At 57.4% G+C, this 18,381-nt stretch carries 15 protein-coding genes; 9 read left to right on the forward strand and 6 right to left on the reverse strand.

The window, feature by feature from the left end:
- Positions 1-112: 112 nt before the first annotated feature.
- Positions 113-679 carry an NHL repeat-containing protein gene (locus HUV30_RS06720; protein ID WP_174404633.1) on the reverse strand — a complete coding sequence of 189 codons (567 nt, stop codon included), beginning with the start codon at positions 677-679 and terminating at the stop codon, positions 113-115.
- 107 nt (positions 680-786) lie between these two features.
- On the opposite strand from HUV30_RS06720, the gene HUV30_RS06725 reads away from it, so the two are divergent.
- The 3 genes from HUV30_RS06725 to HUV30_RS06735 all read left to right on the forward strand — a co-directional run bounded on the left by HUV30_RS06725 (position 787) and on the right by HUV30_RS06735 (position 5,064).
- Positions 787-1,677, forward strand: coding sequence for a LysR substrate-binding domain-containing protein (locus HUV30_RS06725; protein ID WP_174404634.1), 891 nt, complete (start codon positions 787-789; stop codon positions 1,675-1,677).
- A 98-nt stretch (positions 1,678-1,775) separates the two neighbouring features.
- Complete coding sequence (gene ercA / locus HUV30_RS06730) at positions 1,776-2,936, forward strand: alcohol dehydrogenase-like regulatory protein ErcA (RefSeq protein ID WP_174404635.1); 1,161 nt, start codon at positions 1,776-1,778, stop codon at positions 2,934-2,936.
- A complete protein-coding gene (locus HUV30_RS06735; protein ID WP_174404636.1) occupies positions 2,920-5,064 on the forward strand; it encodes a PAS domain S-box protein in 2,145 nt (714 codons plus the stop codon). The genes ercA and HUV30_RS06735 overlap by 17 nt, the downstream gene beginning before the upstream one ends.
- 1 nt (position 5,065) lies before the next feature.
- On the opposite strand, the gene HUV30_RS06740 is transcribed toward HUV30_RS06735, so the two are convergent.
- Positions 5,066-5,377, reverse strand: a complete 312-nt coding sequence (locus HUV30_RS06740; protein WP_174404637.1) for a TIGR03905 family TSCPD domain-containing protein — start codon at positions 5,375-5,377, stop codon at positions 5,066-5,068.
- Between the two features lie 114 nt (positions 5,378-5,491).
- On the opposite strand from HUV30_RS06740, the gene HUV30_RS06745 reads away from it, so the two are divergent.
- On the forward strand, positions 5,492-8,368 hold the full coding sequence (locus HUV30_RS06745) for a cache domain-containing protein (RefSeq protein WP_174404638.1): 2,877 nt from the start codon (positions 5,492-5,494) through the stop codon (positions 8,366-8,368).
- Between the two features lie 4 nt (positions 8,369-8,372).
- Here HUV30_RS06745 and sppA read toward each other — a convergent pair whose 3' ends face one another.
- Positions 8,373-9,350, reverse strand: a complete 978-nt coding sequence (sppA, locus tag HUV30_RS06750) for a signal peptide peptidase SppA (protein ID WP_174404639.1) — start codon at positions 9,348-9,350, stop codon at positions 8,373-8,375.
- 173 nt (positions 9,351-9,523) lie between these two features.
- Here sppA and HUV30_RS06755 point away from each other — a divergent pair, with 173 nt between their 5' ends.
- The gene (locus HUV30_RS06755) at positions 9,524-10,609 is read left to right on the forward strand and encodes a Smr/MutS family protein (protein ID WP_174404640.1); all 1,086 of its coding nucleotides are present in this window, start codon (positions 9,524-9,526) and stop codon (positions 10,607-10,609) included.
- 211 nt (positions 10,610-10,820) lie between these two features.
- On the opposite strand, the gene HUV30_RS06760 is transcribed toward HUV30_RS06755, so the two are convergent.
- The gene (locus HUV30_RS06760) at positions 10,821-13,208 is read right to left on the reverse strand and encodes a diguanylate cyclase domain-containing protein (protein ID WP_174404641.1); all 2,388 of its coding nucleotides are present in this window, start codon (positions 13,206-13,208) and stop codon (positions 10,821-10,823) included.
- A 147-nt stretch (positions 13,209-13,355) separates the two neighbouring features.
- Positions 13,356-13,817, reverse strand: a complete 462-nt coding sequence (locus tag HUV30_RS06765) for a hypothetical protein (RefSeq protein WP_174404642.1) — start codon at positions 13,815-13,817, stop codon at positions 13,356-13,358.
- Between the two features lie 639 nt (positions 13,818-14,456).
- Between HUV30_RS06765 and HUV30_RS06770 the strand changes: the two genes are divergently transcribed.
- The 4 genes from HUV30_RS06770 (at position 14,457) to HUV30_RS06785 (ending at position 16,927) form a co-directional block, all read left to right on the forward strand.
- Positions 14,457-15,062 (forward strand): tetratricopeptide repeat protein, encoded by a 606-nt coding sequence (locus tag HUV30_RS06770; RefSeq protein WP_243452094.1) that lies wholly within the window; start codon positions 14,457-14,459, stop codon positions 15,060-15,062.
- A gap of 380 nt (positions 15,063-15,442) precedes the next feature.
- Positions 15,443-15,994, forward strand: a complete 552-nt coding sequence (locus HUV30_RS06775; protein WP_174404643.1) for a hypothetical protein — start codon at positions 15,443-15,445, stop codon at positions 15,992-15,994.
- Complete coding sequence (locus HUV30_RS06780; protein WP_174404644.1) at positions 15,981-16,268, forward strand: hypothetical protein; 288 nt, start codon at positions 15,981-15,983, stop codon at positions 16,266-16,268. Before HUV30_RS06775 ends, HUV30_RS06780 begins: the two co-directional genes overlap by 14 nt.
- Positions 16,265-16,927, forward strand: coding sequence for a terminase small subunit (locus tag HUV30_RS06785; protein WP_174404645.1), 663 nt, complete (start codon positions 16,265-16,267; stop codon positions 16,925-16,927). The genes HUV30_RS06780 and HUV30_RS06785 overlap by 4 nt, the downstream gene beginning before the upstream one ends.
- Positions 16,928-17,219: 292 nt before the next feature.
- On the opposite strand, the gene HUV30_RS06790 is transcribed toward HUV30_RS06785, so the two are convergent.
- Complete coding sequence (locus HUV30_RS06790) at positions 17,220-18,347, reverse strand: NAD(P)/FAD-dependent oxidoreductase (protein WP_174404646.1); 1,128 nt, start codon at positions 18,345-18,347, stop codon at positions 17,220-17,222.
- Between the last annotated feature and the right edge of the window lie 34 nt (positions 18,348-18,381).

The following is an 18,381-nucleotide window of genomic DNA, read 5'->3' on the forward strand; positions in this document are numbered from 1 at the left end:
GACGGCCAGCTTCGTCCCTTATCCACTCCCGTTGTCATCCTGCGCAGGGGGGGCCTTGCACCCTCACACGCAATGCTCTTAACGGAATGCTCTTAGGCGAAGGTAACAACGCTTATTGTGCCGCCGGAATGCGCAGCACAGTACCGCGCTCCGTGGCTGCAAGCACTGCTCCGTCTCTGTCCATGGTCACGGATACCACAGGCTCATCCATCTTTCCTGCAAGCTCGGCGCTGCCGTCGGGCATAATCTTCCATATCTCGCCCAGACGGGTACCCACCACCAGTTCTCTGTGATGGCTCACGGCTATGGCGCAGGGCGCGTGCAGGCCGCTGACCAGCAGGCCGGATTCGCCGTCTCTGGTAACGCAGCGAATGGTACCGGCTTTTTCATCTGCCACATAGAGGGCTCCGTGCGCGTCCATGGCCAGACATACCGGAGCTGCCGATTCCGTGTGCAGCACGATGCGGACCCCTTGCCTTTGCGGGGGCGTCACGGGCGCTGGTAGCGGAGTTGTCTGAAGAGAGTCCGGAGAGACAGCCTGCGCTCCGGTCTGGACAGCCTGCGCTCCGGCCCGGACAACCTGCGGACTGACAAGTGTTGCCAGCAGGCACACCAGGGGTAGTGTCCGGCGAATCATCCATGCCATGTCGGAACTGCTGAAATAATGAATCGCGTTCATGCTTTCCTCCTGCATCAACCGTTCTGCGATGAGGGGATACTGCGCTTGCGGTATTGAGATGTCCAATATTGCTTTATGACAGGATTGATACGTGGTACATATCAATTATGGAAATAAGACACCTGCACTATTTCGTGGCCGTGGCAGAGGAACTGCACTTCGGCAAGGCGGCAAGACGGCTGCATATGTCACAGCCGCCGCTCAGCCAGCAGATTCGGCAGCTTGAGGAAGAACTGGGCGTGAGCCTGTTCCGCAGAACCAGCCGGAGTGTTTCTCTGACGCCGGAGGGTGATGCTCTTCTTGTGGACGCCCGAGAGATCATGCAGCGCATGGAGCAGGCCGTTAAACGGGTACAGGCCGTGTCCAGAGGTGAGGAGGGGCTGCTCAGGGTGGGCTTCATGGGCTATGCACTCATGACGGGCTACCCGCAGGCTATCCGGGCTTATAAGCAGTGTTATCCCAAGGTGCGGATGGAGTTGTGGGAATTTTCCACCGCTCACCAGCTGCGGATGATTGCCGCTGATGATCTGGACGTGGGGCTCATCAGCTGTGTGCGCGGGGTTCCCATGAAGCTGGACAGCCTGCTGTTCCGCAAGGAGCCGTTCATGCTCTGCCTGCCAGAAGGGCATCCTCTTGCCGAGCTTGATGCTGTGCCGCTGGAACGGCTGGAAGGGGTGCCTCTCATTCTTTTTCCCCGTAAGGCGCACCCTATTTTGTATGATGCGCTTATTGCCAGCTTCCGTGATGCGGGCGTGGTGGCGGATGTGGTGCAGAGCGTGGCCCGTATTGAAACAGGCAAGGCCCTTGTGGCTGCCGGACTCGGCTGCTCCATTCATCCGGCTTCGGTGAGTGCTTCCATCCGGCCCGGAGTGGTCTACAGGCCGTTGCTCGGGGACATGCCCAGTCCTGAGCTGCGTGTTGTCTGGAAGAAGGATAATCCTGCCCCGTCGCTTAAACTTTTTCTTGAGGAAGTACGCAGATACAGGGATGAGGGATAATCTGCTCCTGTGGAGAAAGTATTATTTCATTCTTGGGGGTTTCGTTCGCTAACACCCTGTGATAATCTGTAATTCCCTATAGAAGCAGGAGGCTTTGCATGAGTGGAATCCATTCCCTGCGAAAGTTCGCAGCGCCGGAGGTGATCTTCGGTAACGGCGCGCGATTTCTGCTGACCAAGTATGTGCAGAATTTCAGTTTGAGCCACTGCCTTGTTGTGACCGACAAGGGCGTGCGCGCGACAGGGCTTGTTGACGACCTTGTGGCCTCGTTGCACGAGGCGGGTATCCGCACGACCATTTTCGACGACATTTCTCCCAATCCCAGAGATGATCAGGCCCGCAAGGGAACAGCCGTGTTTCTGGATTCCCGATGCGACGGCGTGGTGGCCATCGGGGGCGGCAGCCCCATGGATGCGGCAAAAGCCATAGGCTTCATGGCCACAAATGGTTCTGATGTCATTTCCTTTGAGGGAGTGGATAAGGTTGAGTCACCTGCCCCGCCCATGATCTGCATACCGACCACGGCGGGAACCAGTGCCGATATTTCGCAGTTCTGCATCATCAACGACACGGCCCGCAGGCTGAAGATTGCCATTGTGGCGCAGGCCGCCATTCCCGATGTGGCACTCATCGATCCCGAATGCACCTACTCCATGCCCCCCGCCCTTACAGCGGCGACCGGCATGGATGCCCTGACACACGCATTTGAGGCGTATGTCTCCACGGTTTCTTCTCCCACCACGGATCTGTTTGCCCTTGATGCCGTGCGCCTTATCCGCAAATACCTTGAACGCGCGGTGGCGCAGCCTGATGATGCTGTTGCGCGTGAAGGCATGATGCGGGCTTCCATGCATGCGGGCTATGCTTTTTCTAACGCCATTCTCGGGGCGGTGCACGCCATGGCGCACAGTCTGGGCGGCGTGCTCGATTCGCCGCACGGAGAGTGCAACGCTATTTTGCTTCCGCATCTGGTGCGGGCGAACTTTGCTTCCGTATCGGAACGGTACCGCGATCTTGCCCGTGCATTCGGGATAGCCGAAGCGGGCCTGCCGGACGATGTTTTGCGGCAGGGACTGTTCGACGGGTTGCAGGCCTATAGCCGCGGGATAGGGATACCCGAGGGACTGCGGGTGATGAACATGGACAAGGCGCTCATTCCCAAGCTGGCCAAGACGGCAATGCAGGATGCCTGCATGCTGACCAACCCCCGCAGATTTACGCAGGCCGAAATAGAGGAATTGTATGAAGAGGCGTGGTAGACCGCAGATACCCCGCCCTGCCTCCGAACAGGGTGAAGGGCATGCCCCTGAGCATATGGCAGACGCCTTTGTCGGTCCGGACGACGGGCAGACGCTGGAGATTGAAAAGCTCATTGGGCTCGGGGAACGCTCTCTGCGGAAAAGCTATTATCCTGAACTGCGGCGCAAGATTGCCGAGCTGGAACGCTTTCAGGTCCTTGTGGATACGGCACGGGATTACATATATCTTGTCCGCCTTGACCCGCCCGGCGTGGTGCACGCCAACTATGCCGCCATGGAGTGTTTCGGAGCGTGTGTATCTCTTGAAGAGCACCGTATGGAGGAACTCTTCGGGCAGGATATGGCGGACCGGCTTCAATATTTCTTCCGGCACCCGGGTGAGTGCAGGCATGTGACCTTTCAGACGGAACTGCCCCGCAATCTCAAACGCTCCATACCAGTTGAAGTTTCAGCCAGCCTGCATAATCTGGACGGCGTGGAATATGCCGTGATTGTGGCCCGCGATATTTCCGAACGTCTGCGGGCGGAGCAGAAGCTCGAACAGTCTGCGCAGCGGATTTCCGACATGGCTTCGGAACTTGAGTTCCTTTTGTCCAACATGGGCGATTGTCTGTACCGCCGTGGCATGGACGGCAGGTTCAGCTATATTTCGCCTTCCATTTATCACGTAACCGGCTACAGCGCTGAAGAATTTATCGAGAGCGGACGGATGTACCGGACGGACAATCCCATGAACCGCTCTCTCGACGACAATATCCGGCGTATTCTGCAGGGTGAGGAGATTCCGCCCTTCCATGCGGAACTGCGCTTTAAGAATGGCACCATCGGCGTGCTGGAAGTTCTTGAACGGCCATTTTTTGAAGATGGCCGCGTGGCTGGTGGCATAGGGGTGGCCCGCGACGTGACCGAACGGGTTCGGGCCACCGAGGAATCACGCAGGCTCAGGATTCTGCTGGCCAACATCATTAACGCCATGCCCTCTGTGCTTGTGGGGGTGGACCCGAAAGGGTGTGTGGTGCAGTGGAACACGCAGGCTGAGAATGATTCCGGCGTGAGCGCCGCAGAGGCCATGGGCAAACCGCTGCGCGAGGCGTATCCCAGACTTGCTTCCATGCTTGATGAAGTGGGCAGGGCAATGGCATCCGGTGAGCCCATTACCTTGCCACGCAGGCAGATGTATCAGGACGGCAGACTGCGCATAGAAAGTGTGACCATATTTCCCCTGCCGTGCGATGAATGCGGCGATTCGGGCGGAGCGGTTATCCGCCTTGATGATGTGACCGAGCAGGTGCGTCTGGAACAGATAATGATTCAGACGGAAAAGATGATGTCTGTGGGCGGGCTTGCGGCAGGTATGGCGCACGAGATTAACAACCCGCTGGGCGGGATTCTGCAGGGAGCGCAAAATATTCTGCGGCGGCTTTCATCGGATTTGCAGGCCAACCGCGACGCGGCAGAGATTGTGGGATGTCCGCTTGATTCCATTCAGGCCTACATTGAAGAGCGTAAAATTCTGAAGATGCTTGAAGGAATACGCGAAGCTGCCGTGCGCGCGGCAGACATAGTGCAGAACATGCTCAGTTTTGCCCGCAAGAGCGAATCTACCTACAGTACGCAGCAGCTGAATGAAATAATGGATAATACTGTCCGATTGGCTTCTACTGACTATGATCTCAAGAAAAGCTACGATTTTCGGCATATTGAGATTGTCCGGGATTTCGAAGAAAACCTGCCCCTCATCACCTGTTCGAGAACCGAGATTGAGCAGGTGCTGCTGAACCTGCTGCGGAATGCGGCACAGGCTATGGTACAGATAGAAAAGCCCGTTATTACGCTGCGTACCCGCAGTGAGACGGTGTATCTTGCCGGTGAGGGCAGGAAGTATCTGACCGTGGAAGTGGAAGACAACGGGCCGGGTATGGATGAACAGGTGCGCAACCGCGTTTTCGAACCGTTTTTTACGACCAAGGAGCCGGGAGTGGGAACGGGATTGGGACTTTCCGTATCGTATTTTATCGTAACGGAAAATCACAAGGGGCAGATGGAGGTGGAATCTCTGCCCGGTGCGGGCACCCGATTCACTATCCGTCTACCCCTTGAAGAACCGTCTGTGCAGACGGAAAACTGATTTATCCGAAAGGATTGAGAGAACGAATTACCTGCCCCAGTCCCGGGCCCTGTTTGTGCTTGTCTCCGTTGCCGTCTGTGATGTCGCGGAGAACGAGCGCCAGCTGGTCGGGGCATGAGGTATTTTTTTTGCCGCAGGGCAGGCCGGCAAGGGTGCTGATGACAGTTTCCACTTCCTGCCCTTCAAGAAGGCGGGTGATGGCGGTGAGTGATCCGGGGCAGCCACCCACAAATTGCAGATTATGTATCTTGCCGTCCGTGATGCTGAAGAGGATTTGCTTGGCGCACACACCTGAGGGGGTGAACGTATACATGAGAATTAGTGCTCCTGATTGGTTGTGGCGCACACTCTACGGCGGCCCTCAGGTAATGTAAAGGTTGTTTGTCCGGGCGCATTTTATCCAGGTATCTTTCCGATACAGGTGCTCATGATCCATTATCTGCGTAACGCCAGCGTGCGGATCAAGCTTATAGGCATCAATGCCATCCTTCTGCTGCTTCTGTTCTGCATGGGCGGCGGATTCACCTATCTTTTTGTTTCCCACATCTTTCTTGAACGGGTTGAATCCCGGATCAGGCTGGCATCCGGAATGGTTGCAGGCAACATGGAATTTGCCGGTGAGATGGCCCTAAGGAGCTATCTGAAGGCACAGGCAGAAACCATTCTCGGAGTTGTGCAGGCCTTGTATTCTGAAAGTCTGCGCAAAGGGCATGGCATGGAAGAGGCCCGCCGAAGGGCTGCCGAGTTTCTTGCCGCCCAGACGGTAGGGAAGAGCGGATATATTTTCTGTCTGGATGATCAGGGCAAACCTGTGTTTCGCCCCCGCTCGTGGCAGTCCGGTGCTGAGGATGGGCAGGAAGCCATTCTCCGCCGTATGCTGAAAACGGGGAACGGCTATATCGAGTATGAATGGACGAATGCAGGAGAAGCTGCCCCGCGTCCCAAGGCAGCCTATGTGGCGCTGTTTCGTCCCTGGGGATGGTATGTAGGCGTTTCGGGGTATCGGGATGAATTCTCGAGCCTTGTCACCATGGCCGATCTCAAGGGGGTGCTTTCCTCTGTCGCGTTGTCGCCCGGCGGGCTGACCTTTCTTATCGGCAGCGATGGTTCTCTGCTTCTGGGCAATGCCTCCAACAGTACGGCGCAGTCCGAGCTGCGCTCGGTCTATCAACTGTTTGTCAGCGACATGATGCGGAGAAAAAGCGGCAGAATCGAATATCAATGGAAGGACCCGGGCAGTTCGGGATTCCGTGAGCGCCTGATCGTGTTTCAGGAGCTGCCGAAATTTAACTGGATAGTGGGTACTTCCGGCTATGTTGATGCGATCTATGCTCCGGTATATCGGGTTAAATATTGGATTGCAGGCGTCTTCGCCATGTTTTTTGTCCTGGTCGCGGGAGTCGGACATCTCGCGGGCATGTCCATTGTCCGGCCATTGGGAGAAATGACCGAGTGTTTCCGCCGCGGGGCCAAAGGGGACTATAGTGTGCGGAGCCGGAGGGGAGGGCTGGATGAACTCGGGGCCATGGGCCGCTATTTCAATGAGCTTATGGAGCGCCTGCAACGGCAGACCGATTTTCTGGAAAGGACAGTGGAGGAGCGCACCCGCGAGCTGGCGCACCTTAATAACGAGTATCTGCGGGAAATTGACCAGAAGAATCTGGCAGAGGAAAAGTTGAGGCTGCAGGTGGCTTTTCTGAATACTCTGCTGTCGGCGATTCCGAGCCCTGTATTTTATCAGGGGGCAGACGGACGGTTTCTGGGCTGCAACAGGAGCTACGCCCACGACGTGCTGGGAACCGAGCCCGAAGCTGTGCAGGGTAAGACCCTGCGTGATTTCGGAGGCACCTATTCCCATGAGTTGAGCAGCACCATAATGAAAAGTCATGCCCGCCTGCTCAGAAGCGGAGGGCGGATGACCGTTGAGCAGGTATTGCCATGCGCGGACGGGCATTTTCACGACTTCGTCATCGACAAGACCGTGTTTCATGATAGGGAGGGCAAGCCCGCCGGCATCATAGGCGTTCTGGTGGACATTACCGAGCGCAGAAGGGTGGAGCGGGACAGAGAACTGCTTGAAAGGGCAGTGGAAAGGGCCAGCAGTGCCATTTTCATTACTGAGGAGGATTTCGGTCTGATCCGGTATGTGAACTGCGCTTTTGAAGAGGATACGGGCTTGAATCGTGAAGAGACTGCGGGCAGGCCGTTCAGAGATTTTGCCGCAGCGCTGTATCGCGAGCAGGATATTCTCGAAAGCATCCTTGCTTCTGTCCGCAGCAGGAATGTGTGGGCCGGAAGGTTGACCGCCATGCGCAGGGACGGGAGCGTATATGAAGCGGAGCTCACTGTTTCTGCCGTTCGCGATGAAAGCGGGAAGGCACGCTGGCTTGTCGGTGTGCAGAACGACATATCCGAGAGGGGGGTAATGGAGGCGAAACTGCTGCAGGCGCAGAAGCTGGAATCTATTGGGCTGCTCGCGGCAGGCATAGCGCATGAGATTAATACACCTACACAGTTTGTGAGTGACAATCTGCGCTTTATTCAGGATTCCACTGATACCCTTCTTGAGCTGGTGAATGCCTGTGACGTCATTGCTGGTCAGGCACCCGGGACGGACGCCGATACCGAGGAATTTTTCAGCGCATGGGGAAAAAGGGCGGAAGAGGAAGGGCTGGATTTTCTCCGCGATGAACTCCCCAATGCCATTGCGCAGTCGCTGGAAGGCATTGAACGCATATCAAGCATTGTCAGTGCCATGAAGGAATTTTCGCACCCCGGCCGTAAGGAAAAGCAACAGGCGAACCTGAATGACGCCCTGCGCAATACTCTGACGGTCACCCGAAACGAGTGGAAGTATGTGGCAAACGTGGTTCTGGACCTGGACGAGTCATTGCCGGAGGTGCACTGCCTGCTGACGGAAATGAATCAGGTGTTCATGAATATCATCATAAACGCGGCGCATGCCATTGTCGAAAAGTTGAAAACCGAGCACATCAACCGCGACAGCTCTACCGGAGTTCTTTCCGTTTCAGGGGAGATGGGCCAGATTCATATTTCCAGCGGAGTGCAGGACGGCAGGGTCTGTATCCGTATTGCCGACAACGGCGTAGGGATAGCGGCAGAGCATCTGCGTATGATCTTTGATCCATTTTTCACCACCAAAGAGGTGGGCAAGGGGACAGGGCAGGGACTGGCCATTGCCCGTGACGTGGTCGTGAATAAGCACGGCGGCACCCTTGAGGTGGAGTCTGAGGTTGGAAAAGGGGCGACCTTTATCATAAGCCTGCCCCTTGATCAGGAATGACGGGCTATCGGGCGTATTCCGGTGCCCAGAGATAGTAGAATCCCGTACGGGGTACGGCCAGATATTCCGCAAGGCTGATGTTGATGAGGGCTGCGCTCTCTCCGCCCTTCGCTTCCATGTTGTTATAGACGCTGTCATTGGGGTAGCTGGTCTCGCGGTAGGCGATTACTCTGGGGCTGGTGATACCGGCCTTGGATTCGACCATGCGCAGGGCGTCTTCCATGTATCCTATCCTGTCCACCAGACCTGCCTCTTCCGCCTGCCGGGCGGTGAGTATGCGAGCATCGGCTATCAGGTCCGCCTGTGCCGGTGTAAGGTTGCGGCTCTGCCGTACCAGCGTCTGAAACTGCATGTTCATGCTGTCTATCATGGTCTGGAACAGTGCCTGTTCCTCATCCGTCCCCTTTCTGAACGGTGAGCCCATGTCCTTGAGGCTGCCGGATTTGGTGACAACAGCCTCAACGCCGATCTTGTCCATGAGTCCGGAAACCTGCGGGCGGATGAAGACGGTGCCGATGGACCCTGTGACTGTGGCAGGGTGCGCCACGATGCCGTCTGCGGCGGTTGCTATGTAGTAGCCGCCGGAAGCCGCAACATCCATGAACAGGGCCACGACCTTGTTGCCGGTATCCTGCTTGTATCTGAGGATCTCGTGGTGGATGATATCGCTGGAGGTGACGCCGCCGCCGGGGGTGTCTATGACCAGCAGCAGGGCGCGGATGTCCTTGTCGCTGCGGGCGGCCTCAAGGCGGGTGACGATTTGCTGCACCATGCCCGGACGGGAAGAGAGCCAGCCCTGACGCGGGGTGTTGTCTATGACGCCGCGGATGTTGATGAGCAGCACTTTTTCGTCACCTTCTCCGCGCAGCGTGTATTGCTGCAGAGGGGCCGGTTCGCCGAACAATTTCATTTTCGGGGCGCAGCCGGTGGAGGCGAGCATTGTCAGAATAAGCAGAAAGGCGCAGAGGAGGGAGGTTCGCATGGTCAACTCCTTAAAGTCTTGATCAGAGTATGGGAGTGCTGGACAAGGCAGAGCAATTGCCGCACTTTTGCATGGTAACGCGACACGCGGTTGCGGGCAATTGCCGTGTTGCCTGTTCATGTTTTTCAATGAGTTGTTGCCCGGTCGTGTAGAGGCCGGGCAGGGAGATACATATGTCTTTTGAGGAAGCCAATCCGTTCAGAAAGCTAGACAAGAAACAGTTCAAGGATGCCGAGAACCCCGACGGCAAGTCTGCCGGTGCGCAGAAGGGCGCACAGTCTTCGGGACAGTCCGGCCGGGCCAAGGGAGCCAACCGTGTGGGGATGGCGCAAGGGGCGGAGCCGGAAGAGGGGATGGCGGATTTCATGCGTGCCATGACGGGCGTTGCCCGTATGGACGGTAAAGGGGGAGCAGCAGGGAAGAAGCCGGAGGCTGCAGCAGGAAGCAGAGCAGGATCAGGCGCACCTGCGGAAAGTTCCCGCAAATCAGGTGCGAACGAAGATGAGGGCATGTTCTCCATGGCCGACCTTGACGAGTTCAAGGCCGTGACGAGAAAAGGCGCTTCGCAGAAGATGAAGCCCTCACACGAGGACAGCGGGGCCCGTCAGCGTTCGCGCGACGCAGTGGTGAAGCGCAGTGATGAAGCCTTTGAAGAAAAGCCGGCAGAAGCTTCCCCTGAGGATATCGATTTTATTCAGGCCATGGAGGGAGTGTCGGGCATTACCTCACGCGGGCGTGATATCCGCAAGCACCCCGAGCCGGTCCGGAAGGGGCAGGGGGCGGTTCATGCAGCACAGGCCCTGCAGGACTTGCTGGACGGCACCATTGAATTTCAGCTGGAATATTCCGAGGAGTTCATTCAGGGGCATGTGAGCGGGTTTGACCCGATGGTGCTGGGCAAGTTGCGCAGCGGCCAGTACAGCCCTGAAGGGCATCTTGATCTGCACGGCATGGTGGCGCAGGAAGCCTATGATGCTTTGGTAACCTTCATGCGCATGGCCTACACCAAGGGGCTGCGCACGGTTCTGCTCATTCCCGGCAGGGGAAGGAACTCACCTGAGGGGTTCAGCGTGCTGCGCGAGAAGGTGCAGCATTGGTTGACCCGTGACCCGTTCAAGCGTGTGGTGCTGGCGTTCTGCACGGCACAGCCGCGAGACGGAGGAGCAGGAGCCATCTATGTGATGCTGCGCAAGCTCAAGAAAAGTCATGGTAAAATTCAGTGGGACCGCACACCATCAGACCCCGATCTCTTTGTCTAGCCAGTGCGTCTGATATGGCCTTAGCATCGGGCGGCAGTTCAGGTTGTCTCCACAGAGTGGCAGACGGTATCGTCCGGTCAGGGGCTGCGGTGCGGATATCTGTTCGGGACTTTGGTCCGTGGGGGGACTGGCGGGGCGGCCGGAATGGGTCGGTGGACAGGATGCCCGCTATGCAGGGCAAGGGGAGTATGCAGTGTTGTAAGCGACAGGCTCAGGACGGCTCCTGCATGCTGCAGGTGACGTAGGAACATTGGTGTTCCGACTTGCACTGGTACATGGCCTTGTCAGCCATGGAGAGCAGGGTGTCCGGCTCGGTGCCGTGCTGCGGACACAGGGCAACACCGATGGCGGCCTCAACGTGTATTTCCTTCTCTGAAATGGAGAGCGGACGGCGTATGGCCTCTGCTATGCGCATTCCAGCCTTGTCGATTTCAGATTCGTTCCGGATGTTGTGCAGAAGGACAACGAATTCGTCTCCACCGAGGCGGGCGGCCGAGTCCACTTCCCGCAGGCAGGAGGAAATGCGCTCCGCCACGGTTTTCAGAACAATGTCTCCGGCATCGTGGCCCAGTGTGTCATTGACTTCCTTGAAGTTGTTCAGGTCGAGGAAGAGAATGGCAAAGGGTGTGCCGTCGCGTTGGAACATGGCAGCCGCCTGACGCAGCCTTGTCATGAACAGGCTGCGGTTGGGCAGAGACGTGAGCCCGTCGTGCAGAGCCATGAAGCTGATGTATTCCTCCTGTTCCTTTCTGCCCGAAATGTCGTCCATGACGATGAGCGCGTTGAGAATGTTGCCCGCATCGTTCATGACCGGAGAGATGGATGTGAGGAGCCAGCAGGGGGAGCCGTTCTTGCGCTTGTAGTGGATTTCTCCGCTCCATTGCCCGCCGCACTGGATGAGCCGCCATACCTCGTCCGGGGTGGTGTCCGGCAGGCTGTGCAGTATATCCGGCGGGCTGTTGTAAATTTCGGCCGGCATGAGGCCGGTTATCTCCGTGTAACGGGGATTCACATACTCCACGATGCCGTCGCGGGTGGTGATGGCAACGGCTGTGGTGCTCTGCTCGATCGCTCGCGAGAGTTTGCGTATTTCGTCTTCGGCCTTGCGGCGTTCTGAAATGTCGCGGGCAATGCCCATGGTGCCGACCACCCGTATCTGTCCGTCTGCCGTTTCTTCTGTCAGGGGCTGGCGGATTACCTCGAACCACTTCGACGTATCGTTTACCTGACACAGCTCGTCATTGCGCAGTGTCATGCCCGTCTGCACCACGGCACGTTCATTGGCGGAACACCGTCGCGCCATTTCGTCGGGCAGCAGTTCATTATCTGTAAGGTTTACCAGTTCGGAAGGGCGCCTGCCCAGCATGTCGCCCAGAGCGCGGTTGGCTATGCGGTAGCGGCCTTCGGCATCCTTGAGCCATGCGGGGTCCGGTATGCCGTTAAGCAGCAGCAGGAACAGCCGTTCGTGCTGACGCAGATTGGAAACATCCGCAATGATGCCGAGCATGCCTGAAACCACCCCGTCATTGTCACGCAGGGGAACCTTGCTGACCAGAACATCGGCCTGACGTATGGACTGGTCATCTTCCCCGACCAGCATGGTTCTTTCGGCATTGATGATCGGTTGTCCGGTCTGCATGACCTGCTGGTCTTCTTCACGCGTGGATACCTGCTGGTGCTTTCTGTGCGGGAAGAAATCATCTTTCATGTCGTCCGTGAAATCTTCTATGCGCTGTGCTGAAAATCTGCGGAACATCGCGCGGCACAGCTCGTTGCCTCCCTGATAGCGGTGGTTCGTATCCTTCCAGTAGATGTAGTAGGGAATGTGACGGAGAATGGATTCGAGCAGCTCACTTTTGCTTGCCAGTTCGTGACGCAGGTTTTCAAGGTCTGAAATGTCGCGGGCGATGACGATATCACTGCGGATTCCATCAAGTTCTATGGCTCGGGCTGAGATGAGAACCTGACGGGTGCGCCCGCCGGAATCGCGGATGTCGGCTCTCAGGTTGCTTATGGACCCGAGCTGACGAAGTTCGGCGAACCGTTTGCCGTCTTCGGACGTATGCCATTGCAGGATGCTCTGGATGGGCATTCCCATCACCTCGCGCCAGCTCAGCCCGAGGAGGCGCAGAAAGCTCTCGTTCAGGTCCATGACCAGACCCGTGTCGGCATTTATGAAGAGAATGGGGTCGGGTGTGGCGTGAAAGGCAACCTGAAAGCGGTTTTCATGCCGCTTCATGGCAATGTCGGAGTGGACTGATTCTGCCGCATGGCGTTGCAGTGCCATGGATTGGCGCTCCGCTTCGGATGTCATGCGGTGCTGGCGGGCGAGGGCGTTTTGCTGAAGTTCCAGATTTTCTCTGAGATTACCGTTTTCCTGCGGCATGGGGCAGCGGGAGCAGTGACGGGCGGCGAGCAGCCGTATGAACAGGGTGGCCAGCAGCCCCGCAGCGGCGGGCAAGATCAGTCTGAGCGGCGAATCCTGGGGAAAAAGTTCGGTCGCACAGTATTGATAGAAGGTGGCGGCCAGGGTTGCCAGAAGAAATACGAGTACGGCAGAAACTCCGTACTGTTGTGTATTCTTTGGGGACTTGTCCATTCTCCCTGCCTTTGTTGCTGCAATTCGGCTGTTCTGGGGATGGACTGTAACACAAGAGAGTCGCTTGGCAAAGTATGAAGCGTGTCTTGGGGGCTGCAGGGAACAGTAAATAACAACGGAAAATGCGCTGGGTAAAGGCCCTTGTGATCAGTATAGCGGTGGTATTTTGTCCATGATGCTTTTGGCAATGTGTAGGGGAAGATTATAGAAATAGTGCTTCGCAAAGGCGGTGTTGTCTGCAGGCGACCAGGTGTTGCCTTCCTCTACTTCGTTCAGGAGTCGACGTTCTGTCTGGCAGGGATGCAATGCGGGGGCGCGCAGGTTCTTTTCACGTATGAGGATGAGAAGATCTTCCAGCACAGGGAGGAGATCGTCCGCCGTCAGGGTGCCCTGTGTGAGGGTTTCACGAAAATGCTTCGCGAAAAGACTGTGCGGATCGCAGAGAATATCCATTGTTTGTGCCTGCTCGATGAATATGGCGAGCGCAGCGACAAGCAATGCGGCATGGTCGCCGTCGGTTGATGATGCCGCATCGCAGCGCAGGCCGATGAGGGAATTGATGTGCCGTCTGGCATGTTCCCTGAGTGGTGAGAATGGGGGAATGTTCATCGCTTTGCCCTATATAGGTTTACACTTAGATAGGTTGGGCGCGGCATGGTTGTCAAGGCTTCTTATAATCTCTTTGCATTCCGCGTGTGTATTGAAGAGATAAGTAGGAAGGCAATAGTGATAGTTATCGCGAATGTGGTGATTTTTTTTCGCCGTCGATAATCTGGCGTGCATGCCTTGGAGGAATGCAACAGGCCTTTTTCTCCACGCATTGTCGGGTAGTAATTACCCTGCACAGCAGGACAGCATCAATTTGCATTTCATGTGGGGTATTGTATTACGCGTTTATCCGCATTTCTTATATGACTGCGTTGCCTATCTGTAATCTTAATTTACGCTTTCCAAAAAACACGAGATGCGTTATACGTTAGTTTGATTCCCGCAATCGGTGCTCCGATATGCTCCATAGTCGTCATGGGCATATCTCCCGCTAGGAGCGCCGCGGTGAATCCGCACGGAAGCGTCTGGTCCCCGGTTCTGCAGAATTGTGACTCCCGCCACTCTTTTGCAGAATGCGCCGTTCGCTTCCGTGCTGTTTTATTGCCCTTGATCTTGCCTCTTTCCTTTGCTTCCGTTAGCGGCTAGCCTTGGCTTTCCACTTTCTCCCCGCGAAGCGGGATTCAGGAGGATGAACGTACAATGACTGCAACAACGGTTTTTACCGTGAAAAAAATGATTGTTACGGGTGTTTGCCTTTGCCTCATCATTGCTGCTGCCGGATGCGGCACAAAGGAAGCTGAACCGCTGGGGCGCTTCAACCCCATGGGTACTTCGGGAGTGCACAATGAGCAGGCCGAGCGTGCTTTTGCCAAGGCCCGTGTTTTGTGGCGCGGTGAGCAATGTTCCGACCCCGACAAGGCCATTGAACTGCTGACCGAGGCCGTGACAATTGAACCGGACTACGCACAGGCGTGGTTGCGGCGTGGATTGGCCTATTCGGAAAAGCGCTGGTATGACCTTGCGCTGGATGATCTGAACAAGGCCGTGCGGCTGGCTCCCAATGTGGAGTCCTACACCTACAGAGGGCTTGTGGAGATGCGTCTTGGCAACCTGATGGGGGCCGAGCGGGATTTGTCGCGGGCCATTGAGCTTGATCCGGATTATCACCGGGCATGGAATTTTCGCGGTGCCACACGGCTTCTGGACGAGAGGATATCCGCCGCATGTGACGATTTCCAAACCGGATGCAAGAAGGGCGACTGCACAGGGCGGGATAATGCTGTGAAGCAGGGATTCTGCGACTGAGCGTTCTTCTGATTTTTCGAGAAGACACGATTTGCCACTATGCAAAGGCCACCCGTACGGGTGGCCTTTTTGTTGCGGCGGGTTGCCTGATGTTTTGCTCTGTCGCGCTGTCTCTGGCAGGGCATCGTGCTGGTACTTGCGGTCCTGCTGTGTACGCGGAGGGGTATGAGGCAAATAGCTTCTCATCGGCGTGGGAGGTCGAGGCACTTCGGCCGGAGTGCTGTCCACCCCCTGTCGGGGCATGTTCGGACCCGCGGGACGCTGTGCCGGGACATGGTTGTCACGAAAATCCTGCTAAACCCCATGGTAGCACATGCCGGATAACGGCGTATGTCCGACCGGGCGGGGAAGGCGTGCGCAGAGAACAGGAGGCATACTCCATGGAATGGAAGGATGTGGCGAAAATCGTGTCCAAGGCAGCCCCCCTTCTGGCAACCGTGCTGGGGGGACCTGTGGGAGCAGTGGCCGGAGCGGCCGGTTCGCTCATAGGCAGTCTGTTCGGGGTGGAAGCGGAGCCCGATGCAGTGGCCCGCATGCTGCAAGATCCGCAGGCGCTTATCCGGATCAGGGAGCTGGAGCAGGAACATGCCGCCATGCTGCTGCAGTGGCAGGCGACGCAGCTGCAGGCTGAGCTGGATAATGTGCGCAGTGCGCGGGAACGCGAGGTGGCCCTTGCCAAGACGGGGCATGGCGGCGCGTGGGTAACGGGACTGGTTGCTCTTGTGGTTGTGGTGGGTTTTTTCTGGATGCTGCAGGCTGTGGTGGAAATGGGGCAGGTGAACGAACCGGCGCTGCTGTTGCTGGGATCGCTCGGCACGGCCTTTGGTGCCGTGGTGAACTACTACCTCGGTTCGTCGCTCGGTTCGTACCGCAAGGACGCTCTCATGGGACAGGGCAAGGCAGGGAGCGGAGGCGGCAATGCAGCATTGTAACGAGGAACATGGCTGGTGCCTTGACCGGAGGGTGAACATTTCCACGGTGGTTTCGGCATTGACCAGCCTTGCCATTGCCGTGGGCATGATCGTGTCGCTTGAAACGCGGCTTGATGCGCTTGAATCAGGCACTGCGCAGATGCGTGAGGAGGTGCGTGAAGCACGCAAGACCGTGCTGCAGGTGGAGCGTATTGATGAGCGCATCATCGCCATGCACAGGATGCTGGAAGAGATAAAGGTGGAGTTGCGTCAGCGGCGGGAGGTTCGCCCATGACCAGACTGACGGCGCAACAGAAGCGCTTTGTGGAAGAATATCTGATGGACGCCGACGCGCAGGCCGCTGCGCGGCGGGCAGGGTACAGTGCCGTCGCCTGTGCTGCTGCGGCAGGCAGAAACATGCGGCATGCGGGGGTGCAGCAGGCAATTCGCGAGGCGCAGGAAAAACGCGCGGAGCGGGTGAAGGTGACGCAGGACATGGTGGTGCGCGAGCTTGCGGCTATTGGATTTTCCACCATGGCGGATGTGTGCCGCTGGTCCGGCGATTCGCTTGAGTTGCTGGATTCCGGCTCTCTTGGTTCGGAACGGGCGGCCGCCATTGCCGAAATAACCGAAACCACCACGTCGCGCGGGGGGACCGTGCGGGTGAAGCTGCATTCCAAGCTCAAGGCTCTGGAAATGCTGGCGCGTCATGTGGGACTGTATGACGAGCGGCCGGATGAGGCCGTGCCTGCGCAGGACAATGGCAGGCCGGTACTGTCTGCCGAACTGCGTGAAAAGCTGGACGCCATGTATGGCGCGGCGCGCACTGCCGGTGCTGAAGCAGGCGGCGGTGTCCGCATACCGCAGAGGGCCGGACCGGAATCGTATCTTTGCGTCATGGGGGGAGATTGCGATGAGGACGATGGCGATCCTGAGGATGGAAGCGACTTCTAGCCTCTGAAACAAGGAACCGGCAGGATGGGCCTGCCGGTTCTACAGCGTAATGAAATAACTCCGTTTTTAGTAAGTCACGTTCCCGTTAAGCCGGAAATTTGGTCCCAAAACGGATTTTCATCGCTTATACGAGGTGCAGGAACGTTAGGTTCCTGCCCGGCGGAGCCAGACAATGCCGAAACAAATTTGTCAGCAGTAACAGAGGAACCGGCAGGTATGAGCCTGCCGGTTCCGTTGTTTTTGAATGGAGTTGCGCCCCTGTTTGTTCGTGACGGGGGAATCGAGGTGCGATTTAGGCGTACCGACCGGTGCGTTCGTATTCCGGCTTGAACTTTTTCATGAAGGCGGAATCGATGTAGTCCTTGATGCGGAAGGCAAGGCCGCCGCCGAAGCGGATGCCGAACTTGTGCAGCACACCGGTGCGGCCGCCGGTGTTGTAGATGAGCAGGTAATCGCCGCCGGGAGAGAATTCCATGAGGGGAGCTCCCTCAAGTTGGGCCACCACGTTGTGGTAGAGCACGGGGTTTTCCCGCACGGCATATACGCCGACCTTGTCCAGCGGCTGGGGCTCGAACCAGATGCAGTCACCACCGCCAAATATGTCCGGATATCTGGGGCTTTGCAGGAATTTGTTCACCAGCAGGCCGCCGTCGGGACCGGCCGGAATGCCGGACGGTTCGAACAGGGGGCGTGGGCGCACACCCATGGCGATGAAGATGATGTCTGCGGAATGCTGCTGGCCGTTATCGAGCATGACTTTGCCGGTGGAGACGGAACGGACGTAGCCGCCGCCGACCAGCTCAACGCCATGCTTGAGGAGTGCCTTGCGGCAGAGCTCGCGCACACTGTCGGGGGCGCGGGACATGAAGGTCTTGCCGTGGAAGAGGGCGACGGAGACATTGCCGCCTGCTTCCTGTCCGCAGGCCCATGCGTTGCCGGCCACTTCCACACCTGCGGGACCGCCGCCGATAACGGCGACGCGCACGTGGTCTTTGCGGGCCATTTCCATGAGGCGCTCACGTCCCAGGAGCAGATTCTCGATGGGTTTTACCCTGTAGACGTTCGTGCTGCCTTCTTCCACCACGTCATCCACGATGGAACTGCCCGTGTTGAACGAGGCGACATCGTAGGAAATCTCCTGCCCGGATTCCAGCACCACCAGCTTTTCTTCCGGCTTTATGCCTACGCACTTGTCCACAAGGAAGGTGGCTCCGGCCTGCTCACAGGTGCGTTTGACGGGAAAGCTGATGTCCTGCGGTTTGTAGTCGCCGCCGAGCATGCCCGGTCCCATGCCGGAGTAGTAGTGGCGCTCGCCGGGGCCGATGACCACTACCTCGTGCCCCTTGGCACGGATGGCGGGAATATTCTCCATTAGGGTCATGTGCGCGTGGCCCGCGCCGACAAGCAGTAATCTCGACATGATTTCTCTCCTTCAGGTGGACGCCTCGGTAAGG

The sequence above is a fragment of the Desulfovibrio subterraneus genome, assembly GCF_013340285.1.
Taxonomy (GTDB): Bacteria; Desulfobacterota; Desulfovibrionia; order Desulfovibrionales; family Desulfovibrionaceae; genus Halodesulfovibrio; species Halodesulfovibrio subterraneus.